Genomic DNA, 16782 nt, shown 5'->3' on the forward strand with positions numbered 1-16782 from the left:
CCATCACGCACATGCGAGAACTCGACGATCGCTGCTCGGACGTGACAGGGCTGCGCCGTCGCGCACGCCTCATGCCGCATTGCGGCGGCGGCAGTTCCTCACCCCCAAAGGGACCCACCCGCTGCCCACGTTTTGGGGTGCAGCCGGGACGGGCGGGTCGCGATCATTGACGTATGCCGGTCCTGGAGCTGCATGACGTACGCAAGACCTATCCCGGTGAGCCGCCCGTCGAGTCGGTCCGCGGGGTGAGCCTCGCCGTCGAGCCGGGCGAGATGCTCGCCATCACTGGCGCTTCCGGTTCGGGCAAGTCGACGCTGCTGAACCTCATGTCGGCGCTCGACCGTCCGACGGAAGGTTCGGTACGCCTCGATGGCCAACCCGTGGAGGCGCTGCGTGACCGCGAACTCGCCGGGCTGCGGGCGCACCGGGTCGGCGTTGTCTTCCAGCAGTTCTTCCTGCTGGAGGCGCTGAACGCCGTGGACAACGTGGCGCAGGGACTGCTGTACCGCGGTGTCCCGGCCGGCACCCGGCGGGCCGCGGCCGAGGCTGCGCTGCATCAGGTCGGCCTCGGGCACCGGGTCCGCCACCGGGTCACCAAGCTGTCGGGCGGTGAGCGTCAGCGCGTTGCGATCGCCCGTGCGGTGGTGGGGCGCCCGGCGATCGTGTTCGCCGACGAGCCGACCGGCAACCTGGATTCGGCCACCGGCAAGGAGATCATGGCGCTGATCGGTGAGCTCAATCAGGGCGGCGTGACGATGGTGATCGTGACCCACGAGCCGGCCGTGGCGGGCGCCTGCCATCGGCATGTGATGATGCGCGACGGCCGGCTGGTCGGCTGACCCGTCACTCGTCCGAGCGCAGCGCCTCGCCGAGCGGCACGACGCCTTGCTGGAGGCCGAAAATCGCGGCTTGCGTGCGGTCTTTCAGGTCAAGTTTGGTGAGAATGCTGGAGACGTAGGATTTCACGGTCTGCTCGCCGAGCAGCAGGGCTCGCGCAATCTCGCGGTTGGACCGTCCCCGGGACAATTCGGCGAGCACGTCGCGTTCCCGAGCCGACAATCGGCCGAGCGGTCCCGCGCCCTCCAGCTCGCGCAGCTGACTGACCAGCGCGGCGGTGACCCCAGGTTCCAGTACGCTGCCGCCCGCCGCGGCTGCTCGTACCGCGCCGATGACACGGTCGATCGCGGAGCTCTTGGGCAGATAGGACAGTGCGCCAGCGCGTACCGTCGCGATCGCCGCGTCCTCGCCGGGATAGGAGGTCAGCACCACCACCGCTGGGCTGGATTCCGCGTGCCGCAGCATGTTCAGCACGCCGCTGCCGTCCAGGACGGGCATCATCATGTCCAGCAGGATCACATCCGGCGTCAGGTCGCGGATCGCCTGCAGGGCCGCCCGCCCGTCGGCAGCCTCGCCGATCACCTCGATGTCGGGCTCCTGCTCCAGCACGAACCGCAGGCCCTCGCGTACGACCTGGTGGTCGTCCACCAGAAGTACCTTGATCACAACATCACCCGTACCGTCGTTCCCTGTTGTGGGGCAGTGACTACGTGGACGGTGCCGCCCAGTTCCTCGACCCGCTCCCGGATCAGATCGAGTCCCATCCCGCGCCGCTCCGCGACGCGTTCGAGGTCGAAGCCTGTTCCGTCATCTCGAATCGTCAAGGTGACCTTCTCTCCCGCACCGGTCACCTCTACTTCGATCGTCGTGGGATTGCCGTGGCGTACCGCGTTGCCGAGCGCTTCCTGGACCACACGCAGCACCGCGTGCTCGACCGCGGGAATCACGTCCGTCAGCTCGATCCGTGCGGTGATCGGGATTCCGAGCCGGGCCTCGTACGCCCGGCACATCTCTTCCAGCGCGGCGGCAAGGCCCGCGTCCTCCAGCGCGACGGGCCGCAGTTCCATCAGCATCGCTCGCATCTCCCTGCGGGTCCGTTCCAGGGTGACCTCCATGGATCCGGCCTGGCGCCACAGCAACGTCTCGGACGGCAGCGCCTTGCGCAGCCCGCCGGCCACCAGGCTCGCCGAGAACAGGTCCTGGGAAATCGAGTCGTGCAGCTCGCGGGCGATCCGCGTACGCTCGGCGCGCCGGGCCGCTGAGCCGGCGGCGTCCCGTTCGGCTGTGATGGCCTGTTCCAGGCGCTCGGCCATGGTGTTGAACGCGTGCTCGAGCTGGCCGACCTCGTCGCCTCCGGAGATGGGAATGCGGGATCGCAGGTCGCCGTCCGCCATCGCCTCGGTGCCGAGTGCCAGCCGCCGAATCCGCTGGATCAACCGGCCGGTGCTGAACAGGCCGAAGAGAGCGCCGACCGGGACCAGCAATACGAGAATCAGAGCTCCGGCGGTAATCAGCCCGGTGACGCTCTCGGTCATCGGCCTCTGGCTGTTCGAGATCGGTGTGGTCGCCGTGTCGGCGGGTGGGCTCGGCAGTTCCTCGTAAGCCAGCCCGATGGTCCGGGCGCCGGGCTCGTCCGAGGCGTTGGTGATGGCGATGGGCTGGACGGCCCAGGCCCGGGTTCGGCCATCGACGGTCTTCAACCCGATGCGTGCGCCGCCGGACAGCGCCTCCGCCGGGATGGTCGGCGTGCTGATCCCCATCGCCAGGACAATGTCGCCGCCGACGGTTGCCACTGCCATCGTCGCCTCGGTGGTGTCCGGGTTCGGTCCGGTCGAGGCTTCGCCACCGTCCGTCGTGTTTGGGCTCCCGATCAAGGACGTGTCCAGCTTCTTGGCTGCCTTGGCCAACAGTCTGCCGTCGCTCAGCTCTGGCTGGCCGGTAGCGAGGAAGCTCGCGGACGACCCGACAGTCGATGCGATTCCGATCGCGGCGACTCGTGCCTTGGCTTGAGCCTGGCTGGTCTCGGCCCGCTTCGCCTGCTGCTCGGCGGTCTGCGCGCTGTGACGAGCGGATTCGATCTGCGGAACGGCGATCGCCAGCAGAATGCCCTCGACGATCAGCACGGCCGCGGCCGACACGGCCACGTAGGAGGCGGCCATCCGGAAACGCAGCCCGAACCGCGAGAACATCGGCCGCCTCCTGTGATGAGCGCCGTCGAGGGCCTACCAGTGCCGTCCACGCTACAGTCGCGATGGCCGGGTCAAGTGGTGCGCAAAGCGTCCGTGGGAGGAATGCCTGCGGCGCGCAGAGCGGGATAGAGCCCGGCGATTGCACCGGACAGGACGGCCACAGCACCGCAGCCCCACAGCGCCTGCGACGGGATCAGGACGACCCAGCCATGGGTCCGGGCCATGACGCCGGTGATGAATATGCCAACCGCGATTCCCGCGACACCGCCGAAGACGGACAGCACCAGCGACTCGGTCAGGAACTGAGCGGCGACGTGAAGCCGGGTGGCGCCCAAGGCACGGCGCAGCCCGATCTCCGTACGCCGCTCCAGAACTGAGATGATCATGATGTTGGCAATACCGATGATGCCGACCAGCAGAGCGATAGCGCCGAGGCCCAGGATCAGTGAGCCGGATGCGTCCTTGACGGCGAGCTGGGCGGTGAGGGCGTCCGATGGGCGGCTCACGACCACGGTCGAGGGGTTCATCGGATTTGCGGTGCCAGCCAGCACCTGGTGGACCTCGGGCACATGGTCCGGGTCGGCCCGGAGGTAGATGCGGCTGGGATGCCCGTCGTAGCCGAGCAGCCGGGTGGCCACGGCGAACGACACCAACGCGGACCGGTCGATCTCGGGGGCCAGTGGCACGGGTTTGAGGATGCCGATCACCGTGAACCAGCGTCCATCCAGCCAGACCTGGCTGTCGGGGCCGGTGTTCGTCACGCCGAGCGTGGTGGCGGCGTCGTATCCCAGCACCGTGGAGTTGGTCGCGCCGCCGTCCAGGAAGCGACCGGCGAGCAGCGATCCGTCCAATGTGCTCAAAAGGCTGTCGTCGCACCCCCGTACCGCCAGACCACCGGCCAGCCCTTCTGGTACATGGTCGTTGCGGTAGACGTTGGCGTCGGTGATCTGGGCGGTGGGGGCCACGCTTCGGGCGTACCGGATCAGCCGGACCATCGACGCGGCCGAGGCCGGAAGTTCGGCCTCGTTGCCGCTGGTGTCCTGGCCGTTGACGACGGTGAGCAGGTTCGTCCCGAGGAGGTCGAGCTGTGCGAGGAGATGGGATTCGCTGGAGCGAGTGACGCCCAGGACGGCGACGATGGAGGCGATGCCGATCGCGATCCCGACGCCCGACAACAGCGCACGCAGCTTGCGGGACCGCAGTCCCAACGTGCTGATCGGCACCAGGTCGGCGAGGCGCAGCGTACTCCGGTGTTGTTCAGGCGCTGCCACTCGGCACCTCCACCTGCAGGCCCTCGCTTAGGCCGGGTCCGGACACCTCGGCTTGCCGGGCGATGTCGTCGAAAAGCCCGACGGTCACGGGCACATGCCGGCTGCCGCCGCTGTCGACCACAACCACCTCGTACTGGCCGTTCGGCAACGCGCGCAGAGCGACGATCGGCACCGCGAGCACGGCCTTGTGCAGGTCGGCGGTGATGAATACCTGCACGTGAGCCTGCTCGATGAATCCTGGTATGGCGCCGTCGACTTCGATGGAGACCTGGGCCGTCGGCTCGCTGCCGCTGCCGCTGCCGTTCGACGATCCGGTAGGCGTGGCAGCCGCGCTGACGGCGATGATCCGGCCCTGGCGTTGGGTGTGTCCGTCGGGCAGCAATACCATGACGGAATCGCCGACCTTCGTGGTCGGCAGGTCGGCAGGAGGCAGTTGGACGATGACCACCCGCCGCTCGGTGGTACCTGTCTCGACCGGGGTCTGCGGTTGCACGGAAGCACCGAGTTCGACGCTGTGGCCGGTGATCCGGATCGCCTGAGGAAGGAACACGATCTGCCCCAGTGGCACCTCGCCGGTCACTGGCAGACCGGCTGCGGCCTGCCAGCGGCGGATCGCCCAGTGGGTAAGGCTGGAGAAGTGGTTGCTGACCTGCAGGTTCGGTCCGTAGCCCAAGGCTTTGAGCGCGGCCTGCAGCTGCTTCACGTCCGCTCCGTCAGACATTTTCGCCGAGAAGGCGCGCCATACCGGCACCTTGCCGTACATGAGGACCACCGGCTTCCCATTGACCTCGTAAAGGCTCTGGCCCTGATGCACGACCTGCCCGACGTCGCGAAAGCCGGTCAACGTACCGCTCGCCGGAGCGATCACGGTGTAGGCACCGGCGTGCCCCAGCGATCCGGAGAACTGGTTGCGCTCGGCCACATCCGCCCGCACCACCTTGGCCTGGCCGGTCAGCACCGTGGTCGGGACGGGTTGGCCCGTAGGTATGGATCTGTCGCCGAGCACCAGCCAGCCCAACGTGCCGGCCAGTCCGGTGACGAATACGCCCACCGCGATCAGCAGGCCTGATTTTTCGCGTGCCATGGCGTTCAGGTTGACGGATCCGGCTCCACCGGCACCTCCCCAAAACGTCACACGTTCTTCCACTCTTTCGGGGGTCAGAGCGAGTCCCCCAAATGAGGTCTCCGCAGCAGAACATTATGGGGAAGCGTGAGCGCCCTCGGCGCGCGATGGTGAAGGCATGGACAATCTTCGTGGCGTGATCGGAGTAGCGGCTGCGCTCCTCCTTCTGGCGGGCTGCAGCGGCACACACAACTCCGCCACCCCTGCGGCCTCAGCGCCGCTGGGGAAGGACGATCAGAAATCTGCTTATCTCCAGTTCGCCCAATGCATGCGGAAGAACGGGCAGCCGAACTTTCCGGACCCGATTCAAGACGCCAACGGCGATTGGGGATTTCCGGTATCGGCCGGCAAACCGGTGGCCCCCGCAGCGTGTGAGGCGGCCTATCGGCAAATGCGGGCCGTCAATCAGAACATCGCGGAACAGGCGGCCCATGTAGACATAACGAAGTTGCGGGACTTCGCGAAATGCATGCGCGACCACGGTCTCTCCGATTGGCCGGACCCGACCTCGGACGGGTTGTTCCCACTTCCCGGCCGATACGCGCCGCCGGACGGCAACCGGCTCATCGAGGCGCCGCTTCGGTCCTGCCCGCATGACGGCATCAATATTCAGCTGCCGCGCTACGCCGACCGCAAGTGAGCCGCCCCCTTGGGGCCGACGCCGTGAGGTGACCACTGCTCAGCAGTCCGAGATCGGAGGCTGGTCAGCTACAGCTCAGCGCGTCGAGGGTCTTGAGGAACGTCGACCGCCGCTTGTGCTGCACCGGCAACTCCGCAACCGTGATCGAACGGCGGCTGCGCTTGTCCCGGCACCTGTAGCCGCAGCTCAACCCTACGATGGCTCCGGGGAAGGACACGGTCCGGTGCCACTTTCCGGCCAGTTGGCAGGATGTTGGACGCTCTCGAAGCCCGCCGTGCTGGTGGCGCCGCCGGTATGGTCCGGTGGCGGCGGCTAGATCATCGACGTTGAGCAGGGGTTTCAGGTGTTCCTCTGGGTGCATTATACCGACATGGTGATGGCGTTGCTGGCTGTGCCCGCTGCCGTCGCGGTCTGGGCTGGCGTGCGTCCGTCGGTCTCGCCAGGCTCAGGGCCTTCGCGGATGTGGCGTCTGCTGTTCGGGCTGCTGCTCGGCGGGGCCGCGCTGCGGATTGTTGCGGCTCTGCTCCTGCTGCCGAACGGGTGGGACTTCGCCGGGCCGAGGTTGGTGTTCGTCGCCCCGGCGCTGGTGGTGGTCGCGGCCGTGTATGGGGTGTGGGTGCGCCCGATGCTGGGGCCGCCAGGTGGTGAGTGGCGGGTGGCCAGGTGGCCCGGCGACTACTGGGCGATGACGGTCGCGGTAGGTGCGGTGCTGGTGGCCGGTGCGGCGCAGCTGACCGGCGTGGGCTCCGCTGCGGTGACCGGTGTGGGTGTCCTCGGCATTGCCGCGGTGAGATCGGTGTGGCGGCGGACCCGGTGGAGCCGGCGCTTGGCCGGTCGGTGGTGGCGTGTCGCGGCGAAGGGCCTTCTCGGCGCCACAGTGGCCGCTGCGGTGCTCGCGGCGATGTCCACCGCCAGCCGGCTGCCAGCACGCAGCAGCATGACCGGCGGCCCCGCCGACATCGGCGGCGGCAGCATGATCAGCCACAGCCACCACGGTGGTGTCGGTGTGACCACGTTGACCGGCACCGATACCGAAGGTGTACCGGTACGCCGGTTCACCTTGACCGCGCAGGCCGCCACGATCGAACTGGACTCGGGCCAACAGGTGGAGGCGTGGACGTTCAACGGGATGACGCCTGGCCCGCAGCTGCGGGTCCGGCAGGACGACCTGGTGGAGGTGACGTTGGTCAACCGACTGCCAAACGTGGGAGTGACCTTGCACTGGCACGGCGTGGACGTGCCCAACGCGATGGACGGGGTCGCGGGGGTGACCCAGGACGCCGTCGCGCCGGGAGGTCGTTTCGTGTACCGGTTCCGGGCCACGCAGATCGGCACGTACTGGTATCACTCCCATGAGATGTCCTCCGTGCAGGTCCGTCGGGGCCTGTTCGGGGCTCTCGTGGTCCTGCCCGCCGAGGTGCCAGGGCAGGGCGATGCCGTTGATGAGACGGTGCTGCGGCACAGCTGGGTCGACGAGGACGGTGTGGCGACGCTCGGCGTGACCACCGGTGTGCAGCGGCGACAGGTGCCGGCCGGCCGACAGGTGCGGCTGCGGCTGGTCAATACCGACGGCAAGCCCGCCACGTTCACCCTGACCGGCGCCCCGGTACGGGTCGTCGCGATCGATGGCACCGACGTGCACGAACCGAGCGTTCTCGACGGCGTACGGATCCTGGTCGGCGGTGGGGCCCGCTACGATGTCGCGTTCACCATGCCCGACCAACCGGTAGTCCTGCACGCTGGTGGCCCGACGATCGTCTACAGCCCTGGCGGGAACGCAGGCCCGGGCCGCGAAGGTCCGGTGCCGGCGTTGCTGGACCCGGCCCGCTACGGCACCCCTGCCGCCACTCCGTTCGGGGCGGCCAGCCACGTCGACCGGCGTTTCACCCTACGCGTCGACGAGCGCCTCGGGTTCTACGACGGCCGCCCGACGATGCGGTACACGCTCAACAACCGGTCGTTCCCGGATGTGCCGATGCTCATGGTCTCCCCCGGTGACCTGGTCGAGGTCACCTACGTCAACCGCAGTGGCCAGCACCATCCGATGCACCTGCATGGCCACCACATGCTGGTGTTGGACCGTAACGGCCGGCCCGCGAGCGGGAGCCCGTGGTGGGTCGACACTCTCGACGTCGGGCCAGGCGAGACCTACCGGGCTGCGTTTCGGGCGGACAACCCCGGGATCTGGATGGATCACTGTCACAACCTTGAGCATGCCGCCAGCGGAATGATCCTGCACCTGGGCTACGCAGGCATCACTACGCCCTTCCGCACCGGGCGCAGCACCGTCAACCATCCGGAATAACCCTCCTGTGAGGCGTGGTCGAGGGTGAACCCGGCACGCGCTCGACGCTGGTAGGCAGGGCATGGCTCCGAGCACAGGGCGGTGGTGCCACCACAACGAAACCGGCGCACCCACCCGGCGGCGCCAGCACACGGACCAGCAGCGGGGCTGCGTACGAGAAGCTTGCTTGCTCTGCTGTGGTCTCGCCGCAACTCGCCTTTCAGGCAGGTGCGACACGGAGGGCGGGAACCTCCCGCCCTCCGTCCGCGCTACTGGGTGAGTTCAGCAACCTGCTCGGCCGTCAACCGGGGCGCCTCAGCCGGGGCCTGCGAGCGTGCCGTGGGTGCGGCGGGCGGATCGGCGGGCCGCTGCAGATGCCAGTCCGTCGTCGCCTGGTAGGCGGCCACCACCGACAACAGGCGATCCTCGGCGTACGGCAGTCCGCCGAGGATGGTGCCGATCGGCACTTTGGCGGCGGTGAACCCGATCGGGAAGGCGATCTCTGGCAGGCCCAGGATGTCGAAGGGCACCGGGTCGGTCTGCACCACCACATCACACGCGTCGAACAGGTCGTTGAGCACCCGTTCCATCAGCAGCAGTTTGGCCCGCTGACCGGTGAGGAACTCATTGCCGCCCAGCAACGCTCCTTGCAGCCAGCTGGTCACCGATACGCCGAAGCCGCGCAGGTCGGTACGCAGGTACGGCATGAACGGCTCGCTGCGCTCGGTCAAGCGAACATTGTTGAACGTGCTGCCGGTGAGCTGGCTCCACTCGTCGGGCAGGGGCACGTCCACGAGCGTGACACCGGGGATCGTGGCAAGGTGGGCCAGGTACGCCTGGCGGGCCAGCGCGGTGGCCGAGGTGCCGTTGGTGAATCCCGGCAACACGCCGATTCTGGTGTTCCAGCGCAGCTTGACCCGGTTCCTCTGGTACACCGCAGTGGCCGCGTCGATGAGGTTGGGCACGTCGGGCAGCCCTTGACTGCGCGGGTCCGCCGGGTCCTCGCCGGCCATTGCGGTCAGCATGATGGCGGCGTCCTTGGCATCGCGAGCAAGTGGGCCGGGGTGATCGCGGGTGTAGGTGAGCGGGATGATGCCGGCCGCCGAGACACGGCCCATGGTCGGCTTGAGCCCGGTCAGGTTCTGGGCGTTCGACGGAGCGGTGATCGAGCCACCGGTCTGGGTGCCGATGCCAGAGGTGGCCATGCGACCGGCCACCGCGGTAGCGGTGCCGGTGGAGGACCCGCCGGGGTCGGTGTTGCGGTTGGTCGGCGTCCAGGCATTCACCGTGGTGATCACGCCGGCCGGGGTGGTGGCGCGGGTGGTGGCCAGCGGGCCCATCTGCGTCTTGCCGAGGATGACCGCGCCGCTGGCTCTGAGTCGGGCCACGGCGGTCGCGTCGTACGGCGGCACGAAGTCCTTGAACAGGAAGGAGTTCGCGGTGGTGGGGACGCCTTCGGTGTAGTAGTTGTCCTTGATCACCACTGGGATGCCGTGAAGCGCGCCGTGCCGGGGCCCGCGGACGGCATCGCGTGCCGCCGCCAGGGCCGCGTCGGCGAGCACCAGGTTGAAGGCCTGGTAGATGCCGTCGTACGCGGAGATCCGCGCCAGGTATGCCTCGACCAGCTGCTCGGCGGTGAGTTTGTTGGCACGGATGAGCCAGGCCGCCTCGGCGATGGTCAGCTCGGCCGGATCCGCGGCCGCCTCCGGGCGGGGCTTGGTGTAGGCGTTGGGCTGGTCCAGCGCCCGGTTTCTGTTCCCCGCTCCCGGGCTGGCCAACAGGGCGTTGCTCGCCATCGCGATGGGGGGCGCGGCGACGGTGGCGCCCGCGGCGGAGGCAACGGCCAGCGCGGCAGCGCGGGCCAGGAAGGCCCGGCGGTCGACCGAACGGTCAAGTGGTTCGACGCTCATGCCTTCCGCCATTCCGTGCTGTTCGAGGGGTACAGGATCGGCACTCGTTGCTGCGACAAAGCCTTCCCCGTGTCGGGATCCGTCGCGCCGGCGGGCAACTGGTAGGCGGCCAGCGCCGACACGGTGCCCCGGAGGAATGAGCGCAGCGAGGCGAGGACGGAGTCCCGGCCGGGCGCGCCGGTCTCCGGGTCGGGGGTGGTGCCGGGCGGAAGTTGGTCAAGGTCGATGCCGAGAGCGGCCAGCCGAGCCCGGATCAAGACATTCAGTTCGGCGTCGGTGGGCGGCGTGAGTGCCATTGTGCTCCTCTCGCGGAGGTATGTCGCCGTGTTCCATCGAAGTGAGCCGAACTTAGGTCGGTCACCGCACCAGGGCGCACCTCGGGCGGCGAAATTGAGGGACTTTTGAGTCTCCCGGTCCGAACTGGACGGCAGCGGACCACGCTGAGCGCTTCCGGAATGGGTCGTGCAGGGTAAGGCACCGTGCCGCGTCAGGGTGAGGGTGAGGCATTCCACGCGGTCGGCAATTCCCCGCCACACGCGACGCAGGTGAAGTCGTCGTCCTTGACGATGGCACGCAGATCGCAGGCCCGGCAGCGGCGGAACTCGAACGCCGTGGTGAACCCGCCGGGATACGGCAGGCCCGCCCTCTCGCGACCGTGAACAGCCCACCGGACAGGTCGCTCCCGAGCGGTCAGGCCGGCGAGAGTGACTACCGGTGGTGGTTACACTACGGCCGGAAGCGTCATCGTGAATCTGGCGCCCTCCCCCGGGCGGCCCTCAATGGTGAGCGATCCACGGTGAGCGTGCAGCACTTCCCGCACCAGAGCCAGACCCAGGCCGAATCGACGGCCCCCGCCGCTGGCCTGCGGGCCCCGCGCGAAGCGCTTCAGGAGCTGCTCGGCCTGCGCAGGGTCGAGTCCGTCGCCGTCGTCTTCGACCGTCAGGTCCACCCAGTGTTTTCGCCGGTTGGCGTGGATGGTGACGGTTCCGCCAGGATGGTTGTGCCCAAGTGCGTTGTCCACGAGCGCCGCAAGGGCGCGCCGCAGCGACGACCGGACGCCGAGGACGAGCAACGGCTGCCGGTCGCTGATCTCCACGTGCAGGACGAGACCGCGTTCATCGGCGTGCGGCCGTACCGATCGGACGAGATCGCAGACAAGTTCACCGACGTCGACCGGTTCGCCCGCTTCGGGCTTGCGCTGCAGCTCTGCGGAGAGCAGCAGGTCTTCGACCACCTCGCCGAGGGCTCGGGTGTCTGCCGTCAGCTGGCGGATGTGCTCGTCGAGGCGATCGTCGGCCGGTCGCCGGCCACCGTGTCCGGCGTCGGACAGCCGCCGCGCGATCAACTGGGCGCGGGTGTGCAGCACAGCCAGGGGCGTACGCAACTCGTGGCTGGCGTCGGCGACGAATCGACGCTGCAGAACCAGCGCCCGCCCTAGCGGGCGGACCGCACGCCGCCCGAGCAGAATGCCCAGTAGCGCCGCGCCGGCGACGCCCACGACACCGGCCCAGAGCAGGGAGGTGGTCAAACGCTTCCCCGACTGTCGCCGCTGGGTCACGTCGAGCATCCCCACGACGCGCCGCCCGTCGGGGTGATCAACGACGAACACCTCGTAGTCCTGGCTGCCGATGCGGGCCGGCGAGAGGCCTACGGACAGGTCGCGTGGATTCAGGCGTCGCAGGTCGGCTGACGCGTCGTCGCTGGCGCGCACCTGGCCGTCGGGCAGCTCCTCGATCAGTACCACCCCGCCGCCCGGATCGGTGACATCGCGTGCGGCGACGGCGGCCTCCCGCACGGCGCGTTCCTCCGCGGTGTGCTCGGCACGGATGGTCAGCGAGTAGGCCAGCAGGCCCACGACGAGGAGGGTCGCGGCGACCGCGGCCGCGATCTGGGCGGCGATCGCGAGCCCTGCCCGGCGCAGCAGCAGTGCGTCGTCGCCGGTTCTCGGGTTGGCGGTCACGCAGAGCCCATCTGGTAGCCGATGCCTCGTACGGTACGTATCGCGGCATGGCCGAGCTTGCGCCGCAGGTAGTGCACGTATGTGTCCACGGCGCCCGGGCTTTCGGCCTCGTCGAAGGCGCGGCTCAGCAGTTCCTCGCGGGTGAAGGCGCGGGTGGGGCGGCTGGCGAGAACGTGGAGCAACGCGCACTCGCGGGCCGACAGGGTCACGGTCCTGCCGCCGGTCCCCAGCTCGCGGACCTGTCGGGTGGTGACGTCCAGGGTGTGCTGGCCCAGGGACAGTACCGGGGACCGGTCGGTGTGACGGCGCAGCAGTGCGCGGAGCCGGGCCAGGAGTTCGTCGACGTCGAAGGGCTTGGTGAGGTAGTCCTCGGCTCCGGCGTCGAGGCCTTCGACTCGGTCGGCGATGGCTGCGCGGGCGGTCAGAACGAGCGCCGGGGTCGTGACGCCTCTGCTGCGCAGGCGTCTCAGCAGGTCCACGCCTTCGATGGCAGGCAGCCCGCGGTCCAACACGATCACCTGGTAGTCGCGGCTCAGGCCGAGATGCAGCCCGGCCTGCCCGTCTGGTGCGTGGTCAACTGTGTGGCCCGCCTCGCTGAGCAGCTCGACGAGCATGTCCGACATCTGCGGATCGTCTTCGACGAGCAGCAGGTGGGGCTGGTCGACACCTGGAACCGCAGGTGGCGTCAGTTCTGTCACCCGCTGATGGTGACACGCTGTGCTAAGAATTCTCCAAGATCCCGCGGGCATCGTGGTGCCTGACGTGCAGTTCCGCGCCCGTCCACGCCTGCCGAGGGGATCGCATGCTCGACACCATCAACCAAGCGTCGCCGCTTGCCGGCCAGCCGGTTGCCAGGTGGTGATCTCTGTGCTTGCTATCGTCGGCGCCGGTTTCGACCTGGCGCCGGTGTACTGCGTGGGCGACCCGGACGCCGGCGCGACGTGGAGCAGCGTTGGCGGTGCCATGCCCGCCATGAGCCGCTAACGGTACGTGACGATGTCCATGACAACCGTCCAGCGGCCGCGGCGCCGAGCCGGCACGAGAGCGCCGCGTACGCCGGCGAGTGGTTGGTGGCCCGACGCGATCGGCGCGACCGCGGTGTTGACCATGCTGGTCGTCGTCGCGCTGTGGGTCCACGGCCGCGGCCTGCAGGACCTTGCCGCCGTGTGGACCGGGGTGAGCTCGGTCGGTCGGCTGACCGGTCTCCTGTCGGCCGACCTTCTGCTGGTGCAGGTCATGCTGATGGCGCGGGTGCCGTGGGTCGAGCGCACCTACGGTCAGGATCGGCTGGCGCGCTGGCACCGGCTCGTCGGGTTCACGTCATTCGACCTGATGCTCGCTCACATCATTCTGATCACGGTCGGCTACGCCGGCACCGGCCACCTGGACGTCGTGGCGCAGGCGTGGCAGTTGATCACCACGTACCCGGGCATGCTGCTGGCGACGGCCGGCACCGCCGCCCTCGTGATGGTCGTCGCCACCTCGGTACGCGCTGCCCGGCGGCGCCTGCGCTACGAGTCCTGGCACCTGCTGCACCTGTACGCCTATCTCGGGGTGGGCCTGTCGCTGCCGCACGAGCTGTGGACGGGTGCGGACTTCATGTCCTCCGGGCTGGCCAGCGCCTACTGGTGGACCGCCTACGGCGTGGCGGCGGGTAGCGTCCTGGTATTCCGGATCGGGCTGCCCGCCTGGCGCAGCTGGTACCACCGTCTCGAGGTCGAGCGGGTGATGCGCGAAGGCCCCGGCGTGGTGTCGGTGTACCTACGCGGCCGCAACCTGGACCGGCTGCCGGCACGAGCCGGCCAGTTCCTCCTGTGGCGCTTCCTCGACGGCCCGGGCTGGTCGCGCGCCCACCCGTACTCGCTGTCCGCCGCTCCACGGGGCAACCAGTTACGAATCACCGTCAAGGCGGCCGGTGACGGCAGCACCCGGGTAACCGGGCTCCGGCCGAAAACAAAGGTGCTCATCGAGGGTCCGTACGGCCAGCTGGTCGCGCAGCGCCGCCGCACCCGCGGCGTGGCGCTGCTGGCCTGCGGCATCGGGATCACGCCGCTGAGGGCCCTGCTCGACGAGCTTCCACCCCGGCAGACCGTCCTGCTCTACAGGGCGCGCAGCGAGGCCGACCTCACTTTCCGTGCCGAACTCGACTGGTTCGCCGACCGTCGGGGCGTGCGGGTGTGGTACCTGCTCGGCTCCCGCCCGGACGGGCGCTCCTGGTTGCCCGCCGGGTATCCACCGGACCAGCAGGTGCTGCGTGAGACCGTGCCCGACATCGCAGGGCGCGACGTGTACCTGTGCGGGCCGGACGACTGGATGGACCTCGCCGAGTCCGCCGTCCGCCGCTCGGGAGTGCCGGACGAGCGCATCCATCTCGAACGGTTCACCTGGTGAACCCAAGATTCACATCGAAGGAGATTGACGGTGCGCCGCATCACGCTGTGGGTCCTGTCGACGGTGGCCGCCCTGGTTCTGCTGTTCAACTACCGCACCAGCACCATGGGCGCCACTCCGTCGCCGGCCCTGGCTGCGGCTGCCAACCCGCCCGGCATCGTCTCCGGCCCAGCGCCGGCCGAGCCGGCGAACCCCGGTTCGGGTGGCCCGATCGAGACGTCCACGCCACCCCCCGGCGCCAGCGCGGCGCCGAAGCGGGCCAGCAGACCGCTCGTCGTCAACGGCACGGTGGTCCAGACGCCGTACGGCCCGGTGCAGGTCCAGGTCCACATCACGAACGGCCGGATCACCGACGTCGTCCCGCTGCAACTGACCAGCGGCAAGCGCCGCGACGACGAAATCAATGCCTACGCCGTACCCCGCCTGCACGACGAGGCCCTCACGGCCCAGAGCGCGAACATCGATGTTGTGTCCGGTGCCACGTACACCAGCGACGGCTACATCACATCGCTGCAGGCCGCGCTCGACGCCGCGCACACCCGCTGACGCCTTCGATCAGCACCGGAGGGCCAATACGCCGCCCCAATCCTTAAGTTATTCATAATTTCGTTAAGATACCTTATATCCCTGTTGCCCGCTATGTGCGGAACTGGTAGAAATCCGCGGGGCCTCCGGCCGATCGGTGTAAAGCCGGAGGCTCGGCATCGCGGAGACTGCCGGAGAAGCAGCGCAGCGCACCGTGAAAGGGAGAGATGACATGGACGGCGCCAGGACGACCCGGTCGCCGCTTCGCGCCGCGGGACTGGGGGCTCGGCCCACGCGTCGCCGTGGCACGCGGCGAATTGTTGTTGGTGGGGCTGTGGTCCTGGTCGTCGCTGCGGCTTTCACGCCGTTGGGTAGGGCCGCGATCGCTGGTTCGTTCTCGTTCCTGGAGTTCTTCACCGGTGTGTTCAGTCTGGTGGGTCTGTCGATCACGGTGATGGTCGGGTTGGTCGCGACCGACCGGTTGTTGCTGTTGATCCGTCATCGGATCTTGCTGCAGATCGTGCATCGGGCGACGGCGTCCACGGCGATGGTGTGCCTGGCGATCCACGTCGCGACGAAGCTGATCGAGGCGCACGCTCACCTGTGGGATCCGGTGGTTCCTTTCCTCGCCAGTCACCGGCCTGTTGAGGTGGGGCTCGGCACGCTGGCGAGCTATCTGATGATCGTGGCGACGTGGACCGGTGTCACCCGCGCCTCGTATGCCGGGAGCCGGCGGCCGGGTCTGTGGCGGGGTCTGCATGTCTCCGCGTACGTGGCGTGGGGTTTTGCTCTGGTTCATGGGCTCACATCCGGGCGGCCCGCGCCGACGTGGGTGGTGGTGAGTTACAGCATCTGCATCGGTCTGGTCTCGCTGGCGCTGTTGGTGCGTCTGTTTGTGGTGTTGAGTCGCCGTACGCATCTGGCTTCGGCGCAGACCACCCGCCGGATGCGGCCGGTCGGCCGGCCGGACGCGGTGGCCACCGCCGCGCCGTTGGCCACGAACGTGCTCATCCCCACCCTGGCGGGAACCGAGTGGGACGACGTGGAAGCAGACAGAGCGGTTCACCGGCCGGCTCACGCGGCTACCGCAGCCTCGACCGACCGCACCATGGCCGCGCCATCGGCCGAGCACGCCGTGGCCGCGCCGCGCCAGAGCCGGGCGAGCGACTACCGGCCGGCCCGCGAGGAACGACCGATGTCCCCACCGCACAGCCCAGCCCCGGCCGACGCCCACCACCCGGAGCCGACGCGCCAGGAACGCACGGAACCGACGCGCCAGCCCGCCGCGCCCCGATTCGACGAGACCGCCGTGATCACCGACGAGCAGTTCTTCGCGTACCTTCGTGACGAGGTCGGTCGGTGACCGTTCCCGTTGTCGGGCATCTCGGCCGGCCCCGGTTGACCGCCGGCCTGGACCGGGCCGAACGCCTGGACCACCGGGCACACCAGGCCGTACACGGACAACTGCGCCCGCTGCGCCTGGCGACGATCCTCGACCTCGCCAAGGAGATCGGCCTGAAAGGCCGCGGCGGGGCCGGGTTTCCGTTCGCCCGCAAGCTCGACGCGGTCGCCCGCTCGGCCAAGCAGCGGGAGCTTCCGGTCACCGTGGTGGTGAACGGCACCGAGGGCGAACCGGCCAGCTGGAAGGACAA

At 68.9% G+C, this 16782-nt stretch carries 14 protein-coding genes and 1 pseudogene; 7 read left to right on the forward strand and 8 right to left on the reverse strand.

Translation table 11 applies throughout. The features are described from left to right. Positions 1-173 precede the first annotated feature (173 nt). Entirely contained in the window at positions 174-839 is a 666-nt protein-coding gene (locus ACIRG9_RS27780) for an ABC transporter ATP-binding protein (RefSeq protein ID WP_402862057.1), read from the forward strand. A 4-nt stretch (positions 840-843) separates the two neighbouring features. Here the strand turns inward: ACIRG9_RS27780 and ACIRG9_RS27785 are convergent, their stop codons facing one another. The 4 genes from ACIRG9_RS27785 to ACIRG9_RS27800 all read right to left on the reverse strand — a co-directional run bounded on the left by ACIRG9_RS27785 (position 844) and on the right by ACIRG9_RS27800 (position 5381). Further along, positions 844-1485, reverse strand: a complete 642-nt coding sequence (locus tag ACIRG9_RS27785) for a response regulator (RefSeq protein ID WP_402862060.1) — start codon at positions 1483-1485, stop codon at positions 844-846. Positions 1486-1499: 14 nt separating this feature from the next. Beyond that, positions 1500-3026 (reverse strand): HAMP domain-containing protein, encoded by a 1527-nt coding sequence (locus ACIRG9_RS27790; protein ID WP_402862063.1) that lies wholly within the window; start codon positions 3024-3026, stop codon positions 1500-1502. 71 nt (positions 3027-3097) lie between these two features. Then, complete coding sequence (locus tag ACIRG9_RS27795) at positions 3098-4249, reverse strand: ABC transporter permease (protein ID WP_402862066.1); 1152 nt, start codon at positions 4247-4249, stop codon at positions 3098-3100. A 34-nt stretch (positions 4250-4283) separates the two neighbouring features. Beyond that, positions 4284-5381, reverse strand: coding sequence for a peptidoglycan-binding protein (locus ACIRG9_RS27800; protein ID WP_402862069.1), 1098 nt, complete (start codon positions 5379-5381; stop codon positions 4284-4286). A gap of 157 nt (positions 5382-5538) precedes the next feature. Between ACIRG9_RS27800 and ACIRG9_RS27805 the strand changes: the two genes are divergently transcribed. Both ACIRG9_RS27805 and ACIRG9_RS27810 read left to right on the forward strand, forming a co-directional pair. After that, entirely contained in the window at positions 5539-6060 is a 522-nt protein-coding gene (locus tag ACIRG9_RS27805) for a hypothetical protein (RefSeq protein ID WP_402862072.1), read from the forward strand. A 343-nt stretch (positions 6061-6403) separates the two neighbouring features. After that, positions 6404-8365 (forward strand): multicopper oxidase family protein, encoded by a 1962-nt coding sequence (locus tag ACIRG9_RS27810; RefSeq protein WP_402862075.1) that lies wholly within the window; start codon positions 6404-6406, stop codon positions 8363-8365. 248 nt (positions 8366-8613) lie between these two features. Here ACIRG9_RS27810 and ACIRG9_RS27815 read toward each other — a convergent pair whose 3' ends face one another. The 4 genes from ACIRG9_RS27815 to ACIRG9_RS27830 form a co-directional block, all read right to left on the reverse strand. Next, the gene (locus tag ACIRG9_RS27815; RefSeq protein WP_402862078.1) at positions 8614-10254 is read right to left on the reverse strand and encodes an amidase; all 1641 of its coding nucleotides are present in this window, start codon (positions 10252-10254) and stop codon (positions 8614-8616) included. Continuing rightward, positions 10251-10550 (reverse strand): hypothetical protein, encoded by a 300-nt coding sequence (locus ACIRG9_RS27820; protein WP_402862081.1) that lies wholly within the window; start codon positions 10548-10550, stop codon positions 10251-10253. Before ACIRG9_RS27820 ends, ACIRG9_RS27815 begins: the two co-directional genes overlap by 4 nt. A 425-nt stretch (positions 10551-10975) precedes the next feature. Further along, positions 10976-12214 (reverse strand): sensor histidine kinase, encoded by a 1239-nt coding sequence (locus ACIRG9_RS27825; protein WP_402862084.1) that lies wholly within the window; start codon positions 12212-12214, stop codon positions 10976-10978. Next, positions 12211-12912, reverse strand: coding sequence for a response regulator transcription factor (locus ACIRG9_RS27830; protein ID WP_402862087.1), 702 nt, complete (start codon positions 12910-12912; stop codon positions 12211-12213). Before ACIRG9_RS27830 ends, ACIRG9_RS27825 begins: the two co-directional genes overlap by 4 nt. 298 nt (positions 12913-13210) lie before the next feature. Between ACIRG9_RS27830 and ACIRG9_RS27835 the strand changes: the two genes are divergently transcribed. The 4 genes and pseudogenes from ACIRG9_RS27835 to ACIRG9_RS27850 form a co-directional block, all read left to right on the forward strand. Continuing rightward, a complete protein-coding gene (locus ACIRG9_RS27835; protein ID WP_402862090.1) occupies positions 13211-14605 on the forward strand; it encodes a ferric reductase-like transmembrane domain-containing protein in 1395 nt (464 codons plus the stop codon). Between the two features lie 30 nt (positions 14606-14635). Continuing rightward, positions 14636-15151 (forward strand): FMN-binding protein, encoded by a 516-nt coding sequence (locus ACIRG9_RS27840; RefSeq protein WP_402862093.1) that lies wholly within the window; start codon positions 14636-14638, stop codon positions 15149-15151. A 313-nt stretch (positions 15152-15464) separates the two neighbouring features. Further along, positions 15465-16493, forward strand: coding sequence for a hypothetical protein (locus ACIRG9_RS27845; protein WP_402862096.1), 1029 nt, complete (start codon positions 15465-15467; stop codon positions 16491-16493). Then, positions 16490-16782, forward strand: a pseudogene (locus tag ACIRG9_RS27850) (NADH-quinone oxidoreductase subunit I); the annotation flags it as partial. The gene ACIRG9_RS27845 and the pseudogene ACIRG9_RS27850, both read left to right, overlap by 4 nt.

It is taken from the genome of Micromonospora sp. NPDC093277, assembly GCF_044765245.1.
Classification (GTDB): domain Bacteria; phylum Actinomycetota; class Actinomycetes; order Mycobacteriales; family Micromonosporaceae; genus Micromonospora.

Excerpts from the sequence above, each read along its gene's own strand:
- ACIRG9_RS27780 (WP_402862057.1), top strand. The coding sequence starts at position 174 with ATGCCGGTCCTGGAGCTGCATGACGTACGCAAGACCTATCCCGGTGAG.
- ACIRG9_RS27800 (WP_402862069.1), bottom strand. The coding sequence starts at position 5,381 with ATGGCACGCGAAAAATCAGGCCTGCTGATCGCGGTGGGCGTATTCGTC.
- ACIRG9_RS27835 (WP_402862090.1), top strand. The coding sequence starts at position 13,211 with ATGTCCATGACAACCGTCCAGCGGCCGCGGCGCCGAGCCGGCACGAGA.
- ACIRG9_RS27805 (WP_402862072.1), top strand. The coding sequence starts at position 5,539 with ATGGACAATCTTCGTGGCGTGATCGGAGTAGCGGCTGCGCTCCTCCTT.
- ACIRG9_RS27815 (WP_402862078.1), bottom strand. The coding sequence starts at position 10,254 with ATGAGCGTCGAACCACTTGACCGTTCGGTCGACCGCCGGGCCTTCCTG.
- ACIRG9_RS27820 (WP_402862081.1), bottom strand. The coding sequence starts at position 10,550 with ATGGCACTCACGCCGCCCACCGACGCCGAACTGAATGTCTTGATCCGG.
- ACIRG9_RS27790 (WP_402862063.1), bottom strand. The coding sequence starts at position 3,026 with ATGTTCTCGCGGTTCGGGCTGCGTTTCCGGATGGCCGCCTCCTACGTG.